Annotated in this window: 15 protein-coding genes; 7 read left to right on the top strand and 8 right to left on the bottom strand. The window is 71.0% G+C overall.

Going from position 1 to position 15914, the window contains the following annotated elements:
- Nucleotides 1-63 precede the first annotated feature (63 nt).
- The 5 genes from ACFPIH_RS43960 (at nucleotide 64) to folE (ending at nucleotide 6031) form a co-directional block, all read left to right on the top strand.
- A complete protein-coding gene (locus ACFPIH_RS43960) occupies nucleotides 64-1200 on the top strand; it encodes a zinc-dependent metalloprotease (RefSeq protein WP_381184429.1) in 1137 nt (378 codons plus the stop codon).
- 193 nt (nucleotides 1201-1393) lie between these two features.
- Nucleotides 1394-2428 (top strand): tRNA lysidine(34) synthetase TilS, encoded by a 1035-nt coding sequence (tilS, locus tag ACFPIH_RS43955; protein ID WP_381184426.1) that lies wholly within the window; start codon nucleotides 1394-1396, stop codon nucleotides 2426-2428.
- A 52-nt stretch (nucleotides 2429-2480) separates the two neighbouring features.
- A complete protein-coding gene (gene hpt / locus ACFPIH_RS43950) occupies nucleotides 2481-3041 on the top strand; it encodes a hypoxanthine phosphoribosyltransferase (RefSeq protein ID WP_381184535.1) in 561 nt (186 codons plus the stop codon).
- 186 nt (nucleotides 3042-3227) lie between these two features.
- Nucleotides 3228-5267 (top strand): ATP-dependent zinc metalloprotease FtsH, encoded by a 2040-nt coding sequence (gene ftsH, locus ACFPIH_RS43945; protein ID WP_381184423.1) that lies wholly within the window; start codon nucleotides 3228-3230, stop codon nucleotides 5265-5267.
- A 158-nt stretch (nucleotides 5268-5425) separates the two neighbouring features.
- Entirely contained in the window at nucleotides 5426-6031 is a 606-nt protein-coding gene (folE, locus tag ACFPIH_RS43940) for a GTP cyclohydrolase I FolE (protein ID WP_381184420.1), read from the top strand.
- 6 nt (nucleotides 6032-6037) lie between these two features.
- Here the strand turns inward: folE and ACFPIH_RS43935 are convergent, their stop codons facing one another.
- The 6 genes from ACFPIH_RS43935 to ACFPIH_RS43910 form a co-directional block, all read right to left on the bottom strand.
- On the bottom strand, nucleotides 6038-6532 hold the full coding sequence (locus tag ACFPIH_RS43935) for a DUF3180 domain-containing protein (protein ID WP_381184417.1): 495 nt from the start codon (nucleotides 6530-6532) through the stop codon (nucleotides 6038-6040).
- An 81-nt stretch (nucleotides 6533-6613) separates the two neighbouring features.
- Nucleotides 6614-7222, bottom strand: a complete 609-nt coding sequence (gene folK, locus ACFPIH_RS43930; protein ID WP_381184414.1) for a 2-amino-4-hydroxy-6-hydroxymethyldihydropteridine diphosphokinase — start codon at nucleotides 7220-7222, stop codon at nucleotides 6614-6616.
- On the bottom strand, nucleotides 7219-7578 hold the full coding sequence (gene folB, locus ACFPIH_RS43925) for a dihydroneopterin aldolase (RefSeq protein ID WP_381184411.1): 360 nt from the start codon (nucleotides 7576-7578) through the stop codon (nucleotides 7219-7221). The genes folK and folB overlap by 4 nt, the downstream gene beginning before the upstream one ends.
- A gap of 260 nt (nucleotides 7579-7838) precedes the next feature.
- Complete coding sequence (locus ACFPIH_RS43920) at nucleotides 7839-8351, bottom strand: nuclear transport factor 2 family protein (RefSeq protein WP_381184408.1); 513 nt, start codon at nucleotides 8349-8351, stop codon at nucleotides 7839-7841.
- Nucleotides 8348-9304 carry a dihydropteroate synthase gene (gene folP, locus ACFPIH_RS43915; RefSeq protein ID WP_381184405.1) on the bottom strand — a complete coding sequence of 319 codons (957 nt, stop codon included), beginning with the start codon at nucleotides 9302-9304 and terminating at the stop codon, nucleotides 8348-8350. Before folP ends, ACFPIH_RS43920 begins: the two co-directional genes overlap by 4 nt.
- Nucleotides 9305-9419: 115 nt before the next feature.
- The gene (locus ACFPIH_RS43910; RefSeq protein ID WP_381184402.1) at nucleotides 9420-11231 is read right to left on the bottom strand and encodes a phosphatidylglycerol lysyltransferase domain-containing protein; all 1812 of its coding nucleotides are present in this window, start codon (nucleotides 11229-11231) and stop codon (nucleotides 9420-9422) included.
- A gap of 235 nt (nucleotides 11232-11466) precedes the next feature.
- Between ACFPIH_RS43910 and ACFPIH_RS43905 the strand changes: the two genes are divergently transcribed.
- Nucleotides 11467-12591 carry an alpha/beta hydrolase gene (locus ACFPIH_RS43905; protein WP_381184399.1) on the top strand — a complete coding sequence of 375 codons (1125 nt, stop codon included), beginning with the start codon at nucleotides 11467-11469 and terminating at the stop codon, nucleotides 12589-12591.
- Nucleotides 12592-12696: 105 nt separating this feature from the next.
- Nucleotides 12697-13932, top strand: coding sequence for a hypothetical protein (locus tag ACFPIH_RS43900; protein WP_381184396.1), 1236 nt, complete (start codon nucleotides 12697-12699; stop codon nucleotides 13930-13932).
- Between the two features lie 47 nt (nucleotides 13933-13979).
- On the opposite strand, the gene ACFPIH_RS43895 is transcribed toward ACFPIH_RS43900, so the two are convergent.
- The gene (locus ACFPIH_RS43895) at nucleotides 13980-15329 is read right to left on the bottom strand and encodes a PH domain-containing protein (protein ID WP_381184532.1); all 1350 of its coding nucleotides are present in this window, start codon (nucleotides 15327-15329) and stop codon (nucleotides 13980-13982) included.
- A 32-nt stretch (nucleotides 15330-15361) separates the two neighbouring features.
- Nucleotides 15362-15892, bottom strand: coding sequence for a PH domain-containing protein (locus ACFPIH_RS43890; protein ID WP_381184393.1), 531 nt, complete (start codon nucleotides 15890-15892; stop codon nucleotides 15362-15364).
- Nucleotides 15893-15914: the final 22 nt, after the last annotated feature.

The raw sequence follows: 15914 nt of genomic DNA, 5'->3' as shown, positions 1-15914 counted from the left end.
AGCTCTCCCTGATCCGGGGCCAGCGGCCTGCCCCTTGACGCGGGGCTCCCGTACGGTTGACGCATGACGAGCATCGGTGGAGCGGCATCTGCTGGGATGGTCGACTGGAATCTGGCGGTGGCGACCGCGACCCGGCTGGTGCGGCCGGGCCCCGAGGTGAGCCGTGACGAGGCACGCGCGATCGTCGCCGAGCTGCGGCGGCACGCCAAGGCCTCGGAGGAGCACGTGCGGGGCTTCACCAGGATGGGCAACGACGAGGACGTCCACGACACGCCGGTTCTCGTCGTGGACCGGCCCGGCTGGGTCCGGGCCAACGTCGCCGGGTTCCGGGAGATCCTCAAACCCCTTCTCGACAAGATGCAGGAGCGGCGCGGCAGCACCCCCGGAGGCGCGGTCCTCGGTGCCGTCGGCGGCAAGGTCACCGGCGTCGAACTCGGCATGCTGCTGTCGTTCCTGTCGTCCCGCGTCCTCGGCCAGTACGAGACCTTCGCCCCGGCCACCCGCGACCTCCCGGCGGGGGAGAAGAACGGCGGACGGCTGCTGCTGGTCGCGCCGAACATCGTCCACGTGGAGCGCGAACTCGACGTGAACCCCCACGACTTCCGGCTCTGGGTCTGTCTGCACGAGGAGACGCACCGCACCCAGTTCTCCGCGGTGCCCTGGCTGCGCGACCACATCGAGGGCGAGATCCAGTCTTTCCTCGGGGAGACCGACGTCGACCCCATGACCTTCCTGGAGCGCATCAGGGAAGCCGCCCAGTCCCTCGCCGGGGGCCGCCCCGAGGGCGAGGAGGACGACGGCGGACGCTCCCTCGTCGAACTCGTGCAGAGCCCCGCCCAGCGGGAGATCCTCGGCCGCCTCACCGCCGTGATGTCCCTGCTGGAGGGCCACGCCGACTTCGTGATGGACGGCGTCGGCCCAGCCGTCGTGCCGACCGTTTCCGAGATCCGCGAGAAGTTCCAGCAGCGCCGTGCCAAGGGCGCCTCCCGCCTCGACATCGCCCTGCGCCGACTGCTGGGCCTGGATGCCAAGCTCAAGCAGTACAAGGACGGCGAGCGGTTCGTGCGGGCCGTCGTCGAACACGTCGGCATGGACGGCTTCAACCGCGTCTGGACCTCTCCGAACACACTCCCTACCAAGGCCGAGATGGCCAAACCGGCGGACTGGGTCGCACGGGTGCACCGCAAGGCCGAGTCGTGACACCCGCGCCGGATGCCGTGGCCCGGATCCGGCCGACGGCAGGAGAACGCCCCTTCAATCACCCGTCCGAGGGACCGTGAGCCCCCGGCAGGCGTGCAATGCTCGGGGAACGGCCCGGCTCTGTCACCATCTACACACTCTGAGTGACCGACCTTGGCTTCACCCCCCGAAAATTTCATGAAGGGAACCGGACATGGGTCCCCATCCTGCGGTCGCGGCGATACGCCTGGCGGTCCGCCGCGCCCTCCACGACATCCTCAACGACCACCCGCGTGACCCCGCCCCCGCGGCGGTGGCCCCGCACGAGCGCCCGCCCGCACCGCTCGTGCTCGTGGCGTGCTCCGGCGGCGCCGACTCCATGGCGCTCGCCTCCGCCCTCGCCTTCGAGGCGCCCCGGCTCGGCGTCAAGGCCGGCGCGGTCACCGTCGACCACGGCCTGCAGCCCGGCTCCGACCTGCGCGCCGAGGAGGTAGCCCTGCGGCTGCGCGGACTCGGACTCGACCCCGTCGAGTCCACCGCCGTGACCGTCGGCCGCGCGGGCGGCCCCGAGGCAGCCGCCCGCGACGCCCGCTACGCCGCCCTCGACGCGGCCCTCGAACGCCATGGCGCCGCCGCCGTCCTGCTCGGCCACACCCGCGACGACCAGGCCGAAACCGTGCTGCTCGGCCTCGCCCGCGGCTCCGGCACCCGCTCCCTGTCCGGAATGGCCGCGGTCTCGGGGGCCGGCGGCCGTTACCGACGGCCCTTCCTCGAGGTCGACCGGCAGACCGCCCGCAAGGCGTGCATGGTCCAGTCCCTGCCCGTCTGGGACGACCCCCACAACGCAGACCCGGCCTACACCCGCTCCCGGCTGCGCCACGAGGGACTGCCCGCCCTGGAGAAGGCCCTCGGCAAGGGCGTCGTCGAGGCCCTCGCCCGTACGGCCCAGCTCTCCCGCGACGACGCCGACGCCCTCGACGCCTGGGCCCGCCGCGCCGAGACCTCCGTACGGGACGCCGCCGGACTGCTGGAGTGCGCCAAGCTCTACGCCCTGCCACCCGCCGTGCGTCGCCGCATCCTGCGCCGCGCGGCCATCGAGGCGGGCGCCCCGGCCGGTTCGCTGTTCGCCCGGCACATCGAGGAGGTCGACCGGCTGATCACCGGCTGGCGCGGCCAGGGGGCCATCAATCTCCCCGGCAAGGTCGTCGCCCAGCGGCAGGGTGGCAGACTGGTGATCCGGCAAGGCTGATGCGCGACCTCCGTACGGAGGGTCCGGGCGGCCGGTGGGACGACCGAAAGTGATGCGGGTGGACGCGAAAGACATGGGTGCCGACCTCGAGAAGGTGCTCATCACCAAGGAAGAGATCGACGCGAAGCTGGTCGAACTGGCCGCGAAGATCGACGCGGAGTACGCGGGCAAGGACCTGCTCATCGTCGGCGTCCTCAAGGGCGCGGTGATGGTCATGGCCGACCTCGCGCGGGCGCTGTCCACCCCCGTCACCATGGACTGGATGGCCGTGTCGTCGTACGGCGCGGGCACCCAGTCCTCCGGAGTGGTGCGGATCCTCAAGGACCTCGACACCGACATCAAGGGCAAGCACGTCCTGATCGTCGAGGACATCATCGACTCCGGGCTGACCCTGTCCTGGCTGATCTCCAACCTCGGCTCCCGCGAGCCGGCGTCCCTGAAGGTGTGCACGCTGCTGCGCAAGCCGGACGCCGCCAAGGTCGCCATCGAGGTCGAATGGGTCGGCTTCGACATCCCCAACGAGTTCGTCGTCGGCTACGGTCTCGACTACGCCGAGAAGTACCGCAACCTCCCGTTCGTCGGTACGCTCGCGCCCCACGTCTACGGCGGCTGAACCATGAGCGGCCCAAGCACGTAGGGACAATCGGGAACCCCGGCGGCCCTCGCGCCGTTGGAGCATGCAGACGGGTTCGTCAGCCCTCCCGTGCGGCTTCGGGCCACAATGCTGGGGTACCGTCAGAAGAACTGTCTTATCAAACTCACTATGGCAGGAGGGACGGGGCGACACCGCTCCGTATGGATGGACGTGAAGCGATACTTCCGTGGGCCGGTCATGTGGATCGTGCTGGCCGTCCTTGCCGTGGTCGTGTTGATGCAGGTCGTCGGCTCGTCCGGCGGCTACAAGACGGTGGACACCGGCCAAGTCGTGGCGGCGATCAACGACAACAAGGTCAAGTCGGCCAAGCTCACCACCGGTGACGAGCAGACCATCAAGGTCACGCTCAAGGACGGCACAAAGATCAAGGACAGCTCGAAGATCCAGGCGAGCTACATCGGCGACCAGGGTGTGACCATTGCCAACACCCTGCAGACCAAGTTCCAGGACAAGCAGATCCCGGACGGCTACACGGTCTCGCCGACCAAACAGAACGCGTTCGTGGGGATTCTGCTGTCCCTGCTCCCCTTCGTCCTCATCGTGGTCGTCTTCCTGTTCCTGATGAACCAGATGCAGGGCGGCGGCTCCCGCGTCATGAACTTCGGCAAGTCCAAGGCGAAGCTCATCACCAAGGACACCCCGAAGACGACGTTCGCGGACGTCGCCGGTTCGGACGAGGCCGTCGAGGAGCTCCACGAGATCAAGGAGTTCCTGCAGGAGCCGGCCAAGTTCCAGGCCGTCGGCGCAAAGATCCCCAAGGGCGTACTGCTGTACGGCCCGCCCGGTACCGGCAAGACGCTCCTCGCGCGTGCCGTGGCCGGCGAGGCGGGCGTCCCCTTCTACTCGATCTCCGGTTCCGACTTCGTCGAGATGTTCGTCGGTGTCGGTGCCTCCCGGGTCCGTGACCTCTTCGAGCAGGCCAAGGCGAACGCTCCGGCGATCGTCTTCGTCGACGAGATCGACGCGGTCGGCCGCCATCGCGGCGCCGGCCTCGGCGGTGGTCACGACGAGCGCGAGCAGACGCTGAACCAGCTGCTCGTGGAGATGGACGGCTTCGACGTCAAGGGCGGTGTGATTCTCATCGCCGCGACGAACCGGCCCGACATCCTCGACCCGGCTCTGCTGCGCCCTGGCCGTTTCGACCGCCAGATCGCGGTCGACCGTCCGGACATGCAGGGCCGTCTGGAGATCCTCAAGGTCCACCAGAAGGGCAAGCCGGTCGCGCCCGACGTCGACCTGTCCGCCGTCGCCCGCCGTACCCCCGGCTTCACGGGTGCCGATCTCTCCAACGTGCTGAACGAGGCCGCGCTGCTGACGGCCCGCTCGGACAAGAAGCTGATCGACAACCACAGCCTGGACGAGGCGATCGACCGTGTGGTCGCGGGCCCGCAGAAGCGGACCCGGATCATGTCGGACAAGGAGAAGAAGATCACCGCGTACCACGAGGGCGGTCACGCCCTGGTCGCGGCGGCTTCTCCGAACTCCGACCCGGTCCACAAGATCACGATCCTGTCCCGGGGCCGTGCCCTCGGGTACACGATGGTCCTGCCGGACGAGGACAAGTACTCGACCACACGCAACGAGATGCTGGACCAGCTGGCCTACATGCTCGGTGGTCGCGCGGCGGAGGAACTGGTCTTCCACGACCCGACCACCGGCGCGGCGAACGACATCGAGAAGGCCACCGCCACGGCCCGCGCGATGGTCACGCAGTACGGCATGACCGAGCGGCTCGGCGCCATCAAGTTCGGTGGCGACAACACCGAGCCCTTCCTCGGACGTGAGATGGGTCACCAGCGCGACTACTCGGAAGAGGTCGCCGCTCTGGTGGACGAGGAAGTCAAGAAGCTCATCGAGAACGCGCACAACGAGGCCTGGGAGATCCTGGTCGAGAACCGCGACGTCCTCGACAACCTGGTCCTGCAGCTGCTGGAGAGGGAGACGCTGGGCAAGGAGGAGATCGCCGAGATCTTCGCCACCATCCACAGGCGTCCCCCGCGTCCGGCCTGGACGGGTTCCTCCCGTCGCACGCCGTCCACCCGTCCGCCGGTGCTCTCCCCCAGGGAGCTGGCACTGACGAACGGCGCCAACGGCGCGGCGCCGGCGATCTCCACCGCGAAGTCCACCCCGGTGGAGTCCGCCCCGGTGGCCGAGCCCGCCCCGGAGGACCGCCCCGAGAGCTGATCCGGCTCCCGGAGTCCCGGTCACCAGGCCCGGAATGGATGCCGCGCCCCCCAGGTTCTAGCCTGGGGGGCGCGGCATTTTCGTCTGACTGATTCGGTATGCCCGCAGCTGAGGCGCGTGGCCCGCACGCGCCGACCCGCACAGGAACGAGGCACCAGATGACCGACCCCGTGACGCTGGACGGAGAGGGCTCCATCGGGGAGTTCGACGAGAAGCGTGCCGAGAACGCCGTACGTGAACTTCTGATCGCGGTCGGTGAGGACCCGGACCGCGAGGGGTTGAAGGAGACTCCGGCGCGGGTGGCGCGGGCGTATCGGGAGCTTCTGGTGGGGCTCACACAGTCGCCCGAGGATGTGCTGACGACGACGTTCGATCTCGGCCATGACGAGATGGTCCTGGTGAAGGACATTGAAATCGTCAGTCTGTGCGAGCATCACATGCTGCCGTTCCACGGCGTGGCGCACGTCGGATACATCCCGGCGGACACCGGCAAGATCACCGGCCTGTCCAAGCTGGCGCGACTGGTGGAGGTGTTCGCCCGTCGCCTCCAGGTGCAGGAACGACTCACCACGCAGGTCGCGGACTCCCTCATGCGCATCCTCGAGGCCCGGGGCGTGATCGTCGTCATCGAGGCGGAGCACATGTGCATGTCGGTACGCGGGATCCGCAAGCCGGGGGCCAAGACCACGACGTCGGCGGTGCGGGGCCAGCTCAGGGACGCCACGAGCAGGGCCGAGGCGATGAGCCTGATACTGGCCCGCTGACGTGATTCAGGCCGCCGAGGCCGCTCCGTTGTTGCCGTTGTCGTGGTCGTCGTCCTCCGGGAGCTTGCAGACCCGCTCCAGGAACAGGGCGGACGCTATGACGGCGATGCCGGCCAGGACGGAGAAGCCGGCGTAGATGGCCTGATCGCGGCGGGCGGGGATGTCGAGGGACTCCAGCAGGAAGACCCCGGTCCCGCCGTACATGCCGGAGACGAGAGCGGCGACCAGGGCGCTGGCCTGGCCGAAGACGACCGCGCGGGCCGCCATCAGCGGGTCGACGCCCTTGGCCTCGGGACGGCGCTCGCGCTGGGCCTTGAGGCGGGCCCGCAGCGAGAGCGCCGTGGAGAGCAGGACCGCGGCGATCAGGGCGAGGACGATGGGCGCGGCCAGCGGGACGCTGGGCAGGGTCCCGATCGAGTTCCAGAGGCGGGCGCCCGCCCAGGACAGGACGCCGGCCACCACGAACACTCCGGCCAGCACCCTGATGTGCAGTTCTCTCACGGTGATCCTTCAGCTCCCCCGCACGGTCCGCGGCCCTCCCGCGGACAGTGGTCGTCTCGACGGTCGTCTTGACCTTAACGACTACTCGGGCAGGTGGAGTTCCAGGTCCTTGCGGGGAGTGACGCTCTCGCGGGTCACCGCGTCGAGCAGATCGGCCACCGTGCCGCGGCCGGGCACCTGCGCCTCCGGCTCCACGTCGTGCCAGGGCGCCAGCACGAACGCGCGTTCGTGGGCGCGGGGGTGGGGGAGGGTGAGCTGCGGGTCGTCGTCCACGACGTCGGCGTACGCCACGATGTCGACGTCGAGGGTGCGCGCGCCCCAGCGCTCGTCCCGTACGCGGTGGAAGGCCTCCTCGACGGCGTGCGCGCGCTCCAGGAGGGAGGACGGGGGCAGGGTCGTCTTCAGCAGCACGACCGCGTTGAAGTACGCCGGCTGGCTGCCGGGCTCGACGCCCCACGGCTGTGTCTCGTAGACCGGGGAGACGGCCTTGATGCGGACGCCCGGGGTGTCCTCCAGGGCGTCGATGGCGCCCTGGAGGGTCTCCAGACGGTTGCCCAGGTTCGACCCGAGGGAGATCACGGCTCGTTTCGGGTTCTGCAGGGTCGCGTCGGCGGCGTCCACTTGCTGCACGACGGAGGCGGGCACCGGCTGTACGGTCGGGTCGCTGTGCCCCGTGAAGGACGCGGTCATACTCGGCTCCGGGTGATGGTGACGGTCACGTCGTCGAAGGGGACGGTGATGGGCGCGTCCGGCTTGTGGACGCAGACCTCGACCTCGTCTACCCCCTCGTGCTTCAGACAGGCCTGGGCGATGCGCTCGGCGAGCGTCTCTATGAGGCTGACGGGCTCGCCCTCGACGACGGCCACGACCTCCTCCGCCACGATGCCGTAGTGCACGGTCTTCGCCAGATCGTCGGCGGCGGCGGCCGGGCGGGTGTCCAGGCCCAGGACGAGGTCCACGACGAAGGTCTGGCCCTCCTCGCGTTCCTTGGGGAACACCCCGTGGTACCCGCGGGCCTTCAGGCCGCGCAGCGCGACACGATCCACGCGAATCACTCCTGCAGTCGACGGTTTCGGCCGGTCCGTACCGAGTGCGGGCGGCGGCCCGGCCTCGAACGAATCTACCCGCGAGCACTGACAGCGCCCGGTTCAGGACGCGCTGGCCCGGTCCCGCGCCCGGAGTTTTCACCGGGCGTTTTCCCCGGGGAACCCGGTGGCTCACGGGTTGGTAGCCGCCCCTACCCGCGGGTTCGTGATTCCAACCACTTCTTGGTCCCTGCGGGGGGCGTACCAGGGCCACCGGGGGGTCATGTAGGGGTTTCTTCTTCTTCGTCCGTCTCGTCCTCGTCGGTCTCCGCGAGCACCGGGGAGGCGTGGTGCGACCACAGTTTCCAGCCGTCCTGTGTGCGGCGGAACACGTTCGTGGCCACCACCAGCTGGCCCACGAGCGGGCCGAGTTCCTCGCCGTCCCGTGGCGCGGGGCCGCCGCTGAGGATGTTCTCCGTACAGGTCACCAGGGCGGTGTCGCCCGTCACCGAGACATGCACGTCGGTCAGGAAGAACTGGATGTAGTCGGTGTTCGCCATGATCAGGGCGTACGACCGCAGCACCTCGCCGCGGCCGGTGAGAACCGGCCAGCCGGGGTGCACGCAGGAGACCACGCCGGTGTCCGCCGGATCGTGGTATCCCTCGTCCACGCCCAGGTCGGACGGGGTCAGCCAGAGCGCGGAGACGCCTTCGAAGTCCCCCTGCTCCAGCGCCTCGTAGAAGGCGGTGTTGGCGGCCTCGACCTGTTCGACGTCGGTGTGCGGGGCGCTCACCGGGCTCCTTCTGCGCCGTGGGGGCCGGGCGTGTGCTGTGCGCCGGGGCGGGTGGCCCCGGTGGCCTGTGCCGCGCCCGCGCCGTCCGCCTCGGTGCGTGCCCACTCGACGGCGCGGGCGACCCGTACGGCGTCCGCCGTGGCCCGTACCTCGTGGACGCGCACCGCCCACGCGCCCGCCTGTGCCGCGAGGGCGGAGACGGCGGCGGTGGCGGCGTCGCGTTCACGGGCGGGCGGGGGCGCGCCCTGCGGGTCGGCCAGGACCCGGCCGAGGAAGCGCTTGCGGGAGGCGGCGACGAGCAGGGGGTGCCCCAGGGCGTGCAGCCGGTCGAGGTGGGCGAGGAGGACGAGATCGTGGTCGGCCTCCTTGGAGAAGCCGAGGCCGGGGTCGACGACGATGCGGTCGGGGGCGACGCCGCCGGCGAGGACGGCGTCCACGCGCGCGTGGAGTTCGTCGACGACCTCGGTGACGACGTCGTCGTAGACGCCCCTGATGGTGACGCCCTCCAGGAAGCCCCGCCAGTGCATGACGACGAAGGGGGCGCCCGAGTCGGCTACGGCCGGAATCATCGCGGGGTCGGCGAGTCCGCCGCTGACGTCGTTGACGAGGGTGGCGCCGGCCGCGAGGGCCCGGGTGGCGACGGAGGCGCGCATGGTGTCGACGGAGACGATCACACCCTCGGAGGCGAGGCCGCGCACGACCGGCACGACGCGGCGCAGTTCCTCGTCCTCGTCGACGCGGGCGGCGCCCGGGCGGGTGGACTCGCCGCCGACGTCGACGAGGTCCGCGCCCTCGGCGACGAGTTGGAGGCCGTGCTTGACGGCGGCCGTCGTGTCGAACCAGCGGCCGCCGTCGGAGAAGGAGTCGGGGGTCACATTGACCACTCCCATGACCGCGCAGCGGTCCCACTCCGGAAGTCCGGCGACCCGCCCGCGTCCGCTCTGCTTGCTCATACGTTCAGCGTAGGCCCAGGAAGGAGCCGGAACGCCGCGTGGTCCGGGCAGTAGCCCCAGGGCTGGGGAAGGGGCTCCCGCCCGGACCGGTCCCGGTGACCGCCCGGCGCTCCGCTCACGCCGCCCGTACGTCTCTTTCGGCCAATCCGTGCGCACACGCGCGTGCCGGCCTGGTGCGGCGGCGCAGGAAACGGGGCAGCGGGACGGCGAGGTTGACGAAGCCCTCGGCCTGCATGGCGGCGAAGCCGATGCGGGGGAGGTCGCCCGAGGCGCGGTAGACGACGAAGCGGGGCTCCCAGCGGGGCTGGAACTTCGCGTTGAACTTGTACAGGGACTCGATCTGGAACCAGCGGGAGAGGAAGACCAGCAGACCGCGCCAGGCGCGCAGGACCGGACCCGCGCCGATCTTCTCGCCGCGCGCCAGTGCCGAGCGGAACATCGCGAAGTTCAGCGACACGCGCGTGACGCCGAATTTCGGGGCGGCCTGGAGCGCGGCGACGATGAGGAGTTCGTTCATGCCCGGGTCCGCCGAGCGGTCGCGGCGCATCAGGTCCAGGGAGGCGCCGTCGGTGCCCCAGGGGACGAAGTGCAGGATCGCCTTCAGGTCGCCGTACGGACCGGGCTCCTCGTCGGTCTTGTGGGCGGTCGCGACGAGACAGTCGCCGTCGGCGGCGTCGCCCACGCGGCCCAGGGCCATCGAGAAGCCGCGCTCGGTGTCGGTGCCGCGCCAGTCCTCCGCGGCCCGCCGGATCCGCTCCAGCTCGGCCTCACCGAGGTCACGGACACGTCGTACCCGGGTTTCGTAACCGGCGCGCTCGATGCGCTTGACCATCTGCCGCACATTGCGCATCGCACGGCCGGCGAGGGAGAAATCCGCGACCTCCACCACCGCCTCGTCGCCCAGTTCGAGGGCGTCGAGGCCGGTCTCCCGGGTCCAGACCTCGCCGCCGGTCTCCGAGCAGCCCATGACGGCGGGCGTCCAGGAGTGCGCCTTGGCCTCGTCCATGAAGCGCTCGATGGCGCCCGGCCAGGCCTCGACGTCGCCGATGGGGTCGCCGCTGGCGAGCATCACACCGGAGACGACGCGGTAGGTCACCGCCGCCTTGCCGCTGGGGGAGAACACGACGGCCTTGTCGCGACGCAGCGCGAAGTGGCCGAGCGAGTCGCGTCCGCCGTGCTTCTCCAGCAGGGTGCGCAGCTGGGCCTCGTCCTGCTCGGTGAGCTGCGCCGCCGGGTGCTCGGGGCGGAAGGCGAGGTAGATGGTGGTGACCGCGGTGATCCAGCCGAGGGCGCCCAGGGAGAAGGCGACGGTCCACGAGGTGGTGCCCTGGTAGTCGACCGGGCCCTCGAAGCCGAACAGGCCGTACAGGACGTGCGTGATGCGGTCGGCCAGGCTCGGGTCGCCGATCAGGCGGTTCGGGTGGACGCTGACGATGACCAGCCCGAGACCGAGGGAACCGGCGCCCATGAGGACGAAGTTGGCGAGCGCGCGCCACCGGCTGCGCGGATCGGGCAGGGCCCTGAACTGGTCGCGGTGGACGATCAGCGGCACCAGGAGCATGAGCGAGATGAGCGCGCCCACGATCGAGTGGCGGTACACGAACTGCGCGACCGCGCCCGCCGGGAGCAGCACCACGGCGGCCCGCCACGCGCGCCGCTTGGCGCGCTTGAGGCCGTGCGCGAGCAGCAGCAACAGGACACCGGCGCTGAGCGAGAGCGCGGCCACGAACGGGCCGAACGAGCCCGGCAGCACCTCGGCGAGGGTGTGCATACGACTGTGACGGAACCGCGGGAAGACGCCGGCGGCGACATCCAGCAGACCCACGAGGGCACAGGCCCGGCCGACGAGGGCGGGCACGGACTCGGGGCGCGGACCTCGCACTATCCGCCGCGCACTGCTTGATCGGCTCGGAACCCCGCCCGACATTTCCCCATCTTCCCTGACAGACATCGCATCCCGTAGTTCCGCGAGAGACCTTGGATCCGGGCCCGATTCGGGCATCCGGCGACATTGCGCCCTCTAGGACGGTGTCTCAGGGAGAGAGGTTCACTCCTCTCTTCAAAGCCGCCGAAAAGGCCAAGGAAAGTCCGGGACAAGCCCTTGCGAAGTGGCCGGGGGCGGACGGGCGCCCGGACCGAGATCAGGCAGGAAAACACCGCACATGGGTCTTACGAGCAACAAGGTGCTGCTGCTGGCAGTTCTGTCGGCCTTACTGCTGTTCGCCGGCACGGTGTGGCTGTGGCCGCGGCTGGCCCGCCGTTCCTGGCGGGCCGTCGGCGGACGGGTCGCCCTGCTGCTGTCCACCCAGCTGGCGCTGTTCGTGGCGGTGGGCCTCTCCGCCAACCAGGCCTTCGGCTTCTACGCCAGCTGGGCGGACCTGTTCGGCCGGGAGACCGGGCAGGGCGTGGTCGTCGACCACGCGGCGGGCGGTGCCCCGGCGGGGCCGCTCCAGGTCCTCGACGTCCGGCGGGTGGACAGGGGCGGCGGCCGGCCCGAGTACGGCGGGCAGATACAGAAGGTGTCGATCAACGGCCGTACGACGCACATCGCCACGCCCGCGTACGTGTATCTGCCGCCGGAGTACTTCGACTCGCGGAACCGCACGCGTACGTTCCCCGCGGCCGTCGTCCTCACCGGCTACCCCGGCACGGCGCAGGCGCTCGTCGACAAGCTGCACTACCCGCGCACCGCGCGGGAGCTCGCCGAGGACGGGCGGATGCAGCCGATGATCCTGGTGATGATGAGGCCGACGGTGGCGCCGCCGCGGGACACGGAGTGCGTGGACATCCCGGGCGGGCCGCAGACCGAGTCGTTCTTCGCCAAGGACCTGCCGGAGGCCGTGGCGGCCCATTACCGGGTGGGCCGCAAGCCCGGCAGCTGGGGCATCATCGGGGACTCCACGGGCGGCTACTGCGCCCTGAAGCTCGCGATGCACCACCCCGAGGTGTACGCGGCGGGCGCCGGGCTGTCCGCGTACTACAAGGCGCCGACCGACCCGACCACCGGCGACCTCTTCCACGGGAACGCGACCCTGCGCAACGAGGCCGATCTGCACTGGTATCTGAGGAATCGCTCCGCTCCGGACACCTCGCTGCTCGTCACCAGCAGCAAGGTCGGGGAGTCCAACTACAAGGCCACGCTGAGGCTGATAGACGAGGTGAAGGCCACGGGGAGGACCAGGATCTCGTCGATCATCCTCGACAGCGGCGGGCACAACTTCAACACCTGGCGGCGGGAGATCCCGCCGACACTGCGGTGGATCAGCGGGCGGCTGGGCGGCCACTGAGCGTGGGACCAGAAATGATCTTGTTTCTCTGTGAAGACTTCGGTATGGCTGTCTTTTTGCGGTGCGGGGCGCCAACATTCGTCTACGCGCGGTAAGTTTCTGGCCATGCCACGTGGACGTCATCGCCATTCACCGCCACTGCACAGGCTGCTGCCTCCCTCGGCAATCGCAGGCGTCTCCGTCGTGTGCGCCCTCGGCCCCTGGCTGTTCACGGAGCCCCTCGTGCTCCGGGGCCTGGCCGCGGCCGCGGCGGTGACGGCGGTTGCCGGCGCTTTCGTGATGCGCCGCTGGGACATACACGCAGGTAAACAGGTCGCTGACCTCATACGCGCGCGTGCAGGTGACGAGTGGCGCTTCGAGGAACGCGTCGCCGAACTCGAGGCCGACCTCGACGAGTCGCGTGAGCTGCGCACCAAGCTGGAGCAGCGGCTGCGCGCCAAGCGCACCGAACTCGCGGGCCTGCGCAACGAGCACGCCGCGCTGCTGCGCCGCTACGCCACTGCGGAGACCGAGCGGGCGAGCGCCCTGGAGGGCCGCCGTCTGCTGGAGATAGAGAGCGGCAGCCCGGGCGAGGACGACGCCCCCGCCCTGCCGGCGGCGCGCGCGTCGGAGGACGGCGACAAGAAGACCGAGGCGGCCGTCTCCGAGGAGGGGGCCGAGGCTCCCAAGGCCTTCACCCCGGAGGGCTCCAAGCTGTTCCAGCGCGCCCGGGCGGCCCTCGCCAGGCTCGACAAGGACGCCGTGGCGGTGGCCAAGGACACGGTCGCCGCGGCCAAGAACGACGCGAGCGCCGACCGCGAGGACGCCGACGAGGCGTCGGCGGACGACAAGGAGGGCGAGGCGGCGGGGAAGCCCGAGGCGGTCGACGAGCACGTGCACGCGACCGCCCCCGCACCGGCCGCCGAGCAGGAAGCCGACGCCGAGGCAGAGGCGGAGGCCGAGGCGGAGGGCACGCTCACCGAGGAGTCCGTCGCCCTCGTCCCGCGCCCCGCCGCCGCCGTACAGCGGCCCTCCGGTCACTTCACCGTGCCGACCGCCGTCGCCGTCGTACCGGCCACCGCGCCCGTACGGCGTCCCACGGCCGAGGGCGGGTTCGACTTCTTCGGTACGAAGAACGCGGGACCGGCCACCCTGGAGGCCGTGCAGAACGAGGACCTCGCCGACGTCGTCGGCCAGGAGGCCCTCGCGTTGCACAAGGCCGAGGCCGAGTCGGCGTTCAAGCCCGCGGGGGAGGAGTCGCGCGGGGTGGGCCAGGTGATCGACCTGACCGCGCACGACGAGACCGAGCACATCGACCTCCAGCAGATCCACCTCAAGGGCCTGCGCAGCGCGGTCTCCTGACGAACCGTTCCGTCACCCCGTCAGTCACCGGAGGGGCCGGTGGATGTCTAGGCCATCCACCGGTCCGGCCGGGCGTCCCGGCGTCCCGTCCGTGAGCGCTCGGCCTGACCGTGGAGCAGCTCGGCGGCCTCCTGTACGTCCCTCAGCCGCGCCGTGACGGTCTTGTCGGCCCCCGTGTCCACATGGACGTCCGCGAGGCGCCAGAGGCGCTGCCAGGGCCCCTGGGACAGCCTCACGCTCTGCACCTTGGCGTGCGGCACGAGCGCCAGGCTCCGGTGCAGCAGGCCGTGCCGGGCCGCGAACACCGTGTCCGTGACGGCGATGCCGTACCCCCGCCACCACAGCGGCACGCAGCGCCCGGCCCGGCGCGGCGGGCGCGCCAGCGAGGCCGGGTCCGGAACGGCCGTCCCGGGCAGCACGCGCGCGATGACGGCCTCGGCGGCCTCACGCGGGGCGACCGGCACGAGCACCGAGTTGGCCGAACCGGCCACGTTCAGCTCCACGCGTACCCAGCCGCGCCGCCGCCACAGCAGCGGCTCGACGATCCGCACGGTCTGCACGCGTCCCGGCGGCACCGTCTCGTGCGCGCGGTCGAGCAGCCCGTGGTCGATGCGCAGCCCGTCCGGGGACTCGCCGACCGTCCAGTCGTACTCGCCCACGAACCGTCCCGCGCTGCGCGCACCCGCCGCGCCCAGGAGGGGCAGACCGGTCGCCAGGACCGTCACCACGCTGTGGGTGGCAAGCCACAGCAAGGGCGGCACGACCAGCGCCGCGGCGAGCGCGCCCCAGGTCGCGCCGGTCAGCACCAGCGCGATCGCGAGGTCGCGCGCCGGGACGCGCAGCAGCTCGCGCGCGGGCGCCTCGCCCACCTCGTGCGCCGTCTCGGGGGCGAAACCCGCCGCCCGCGCGAGGAGTTCGGCGCGCAGCTCGCGTGCCTCCGCCTCGCCCAGGAAGGCCAGCTCGTCCTTCTTCTCGGCGCCGACGACGTCGAGCCGCAGTTTCGCGACGCCCGCGATCCGCGCGAGCAGCGGCTGGGTGACGTCGACCGCCTGGATGCGCTCTATGCGGATGTGCGCGGTACGCCGGAACAACAGGCCGGTGCGGATGCGCAGTTCGCCGTCCGTCACCGCGAAGTGGGTGAACCACCAGCTGAGGAAGCCGTAGGCGGACGCCACCGGGACGAGCACGGCGAGCGCGAGCAGGAGCGTCGTCGTGGTCAGCCGGGTGAGCTGTTCCTGCGTCTGGTTCGGGTCGTGCGCCGCCCAGCCGACGAGGACCGCGACGGGCGCCCACGCGCGCCGGAAGGGCGTCACGGGGTGCAGCCGGCGCTCGGTGACGGTCCGCTGCGGCTTCGCCTCGCGTACGTCGTCCGCCACGCCCGGTACGTCGTCTGCCATGCCCGGTACGTCGTCGTCCACGCCCGGCGTCGTCACAGTCCCGCCGATCGGGCCTCGCCGAGTTCGGTGAGCCGGTCCCGCAGCCGTTCCGCCTCGGCCGGGTCGAGGCCCGGGATGGTCGCGTCGGTCGCGGCGGCCGCGGTGTGCAGCTGGACGCTCGCCAGCCCGAAGTGCCGCGCGACGGGACCGGAGGTCACCTCGACCAACTGCATCCGCCCGTAGGGCACGACGGTCTCCTCGCGCCAGAGCACGCCCCGGCTGATCAGCAGGTCGTCGGCGCGCTCGGCGTACCGCCAGGAGTGCCAGTTGCGGCCGAGGAGCACCCAGCCCCAGGCGATCCCGGCCAGCGGCAGCGCCCCGAACGCGGCCCAGGCCGGGCCGACGAGCAGGCCGAGCAGCACCCCCAGGCCGACGGCCGCCAGGCCCAGCCACACCACCAGCATCAGCCGCCGCATCCGCAGCAGCCCGGGAGGCAGTCCGGTCCAGGTCGGCGCGGTCTGTGCCGTTTGTGCTGTTTCTGCCGTCTGTGCCGTCGGTGTCCCTGACGGGCTCCCCGTTTCCATACCGCCAGCGTACGTAGGGGAG

This window comes from Streptomyces vulcanius (assembly GCF_042653945.1).
Taxonomy (GTDB): Bacteria; Actinomycetota; Actinomycetes; order Streptomycetales; family Streptomycetaceae; genus Streptomyces; species Streptomyces mangrovi.
The sequence above is the reverse complement of the archived record's forward strand: the minus strand, read 5'-3'. Positions and strand labels throughout refer to the sequence as shown.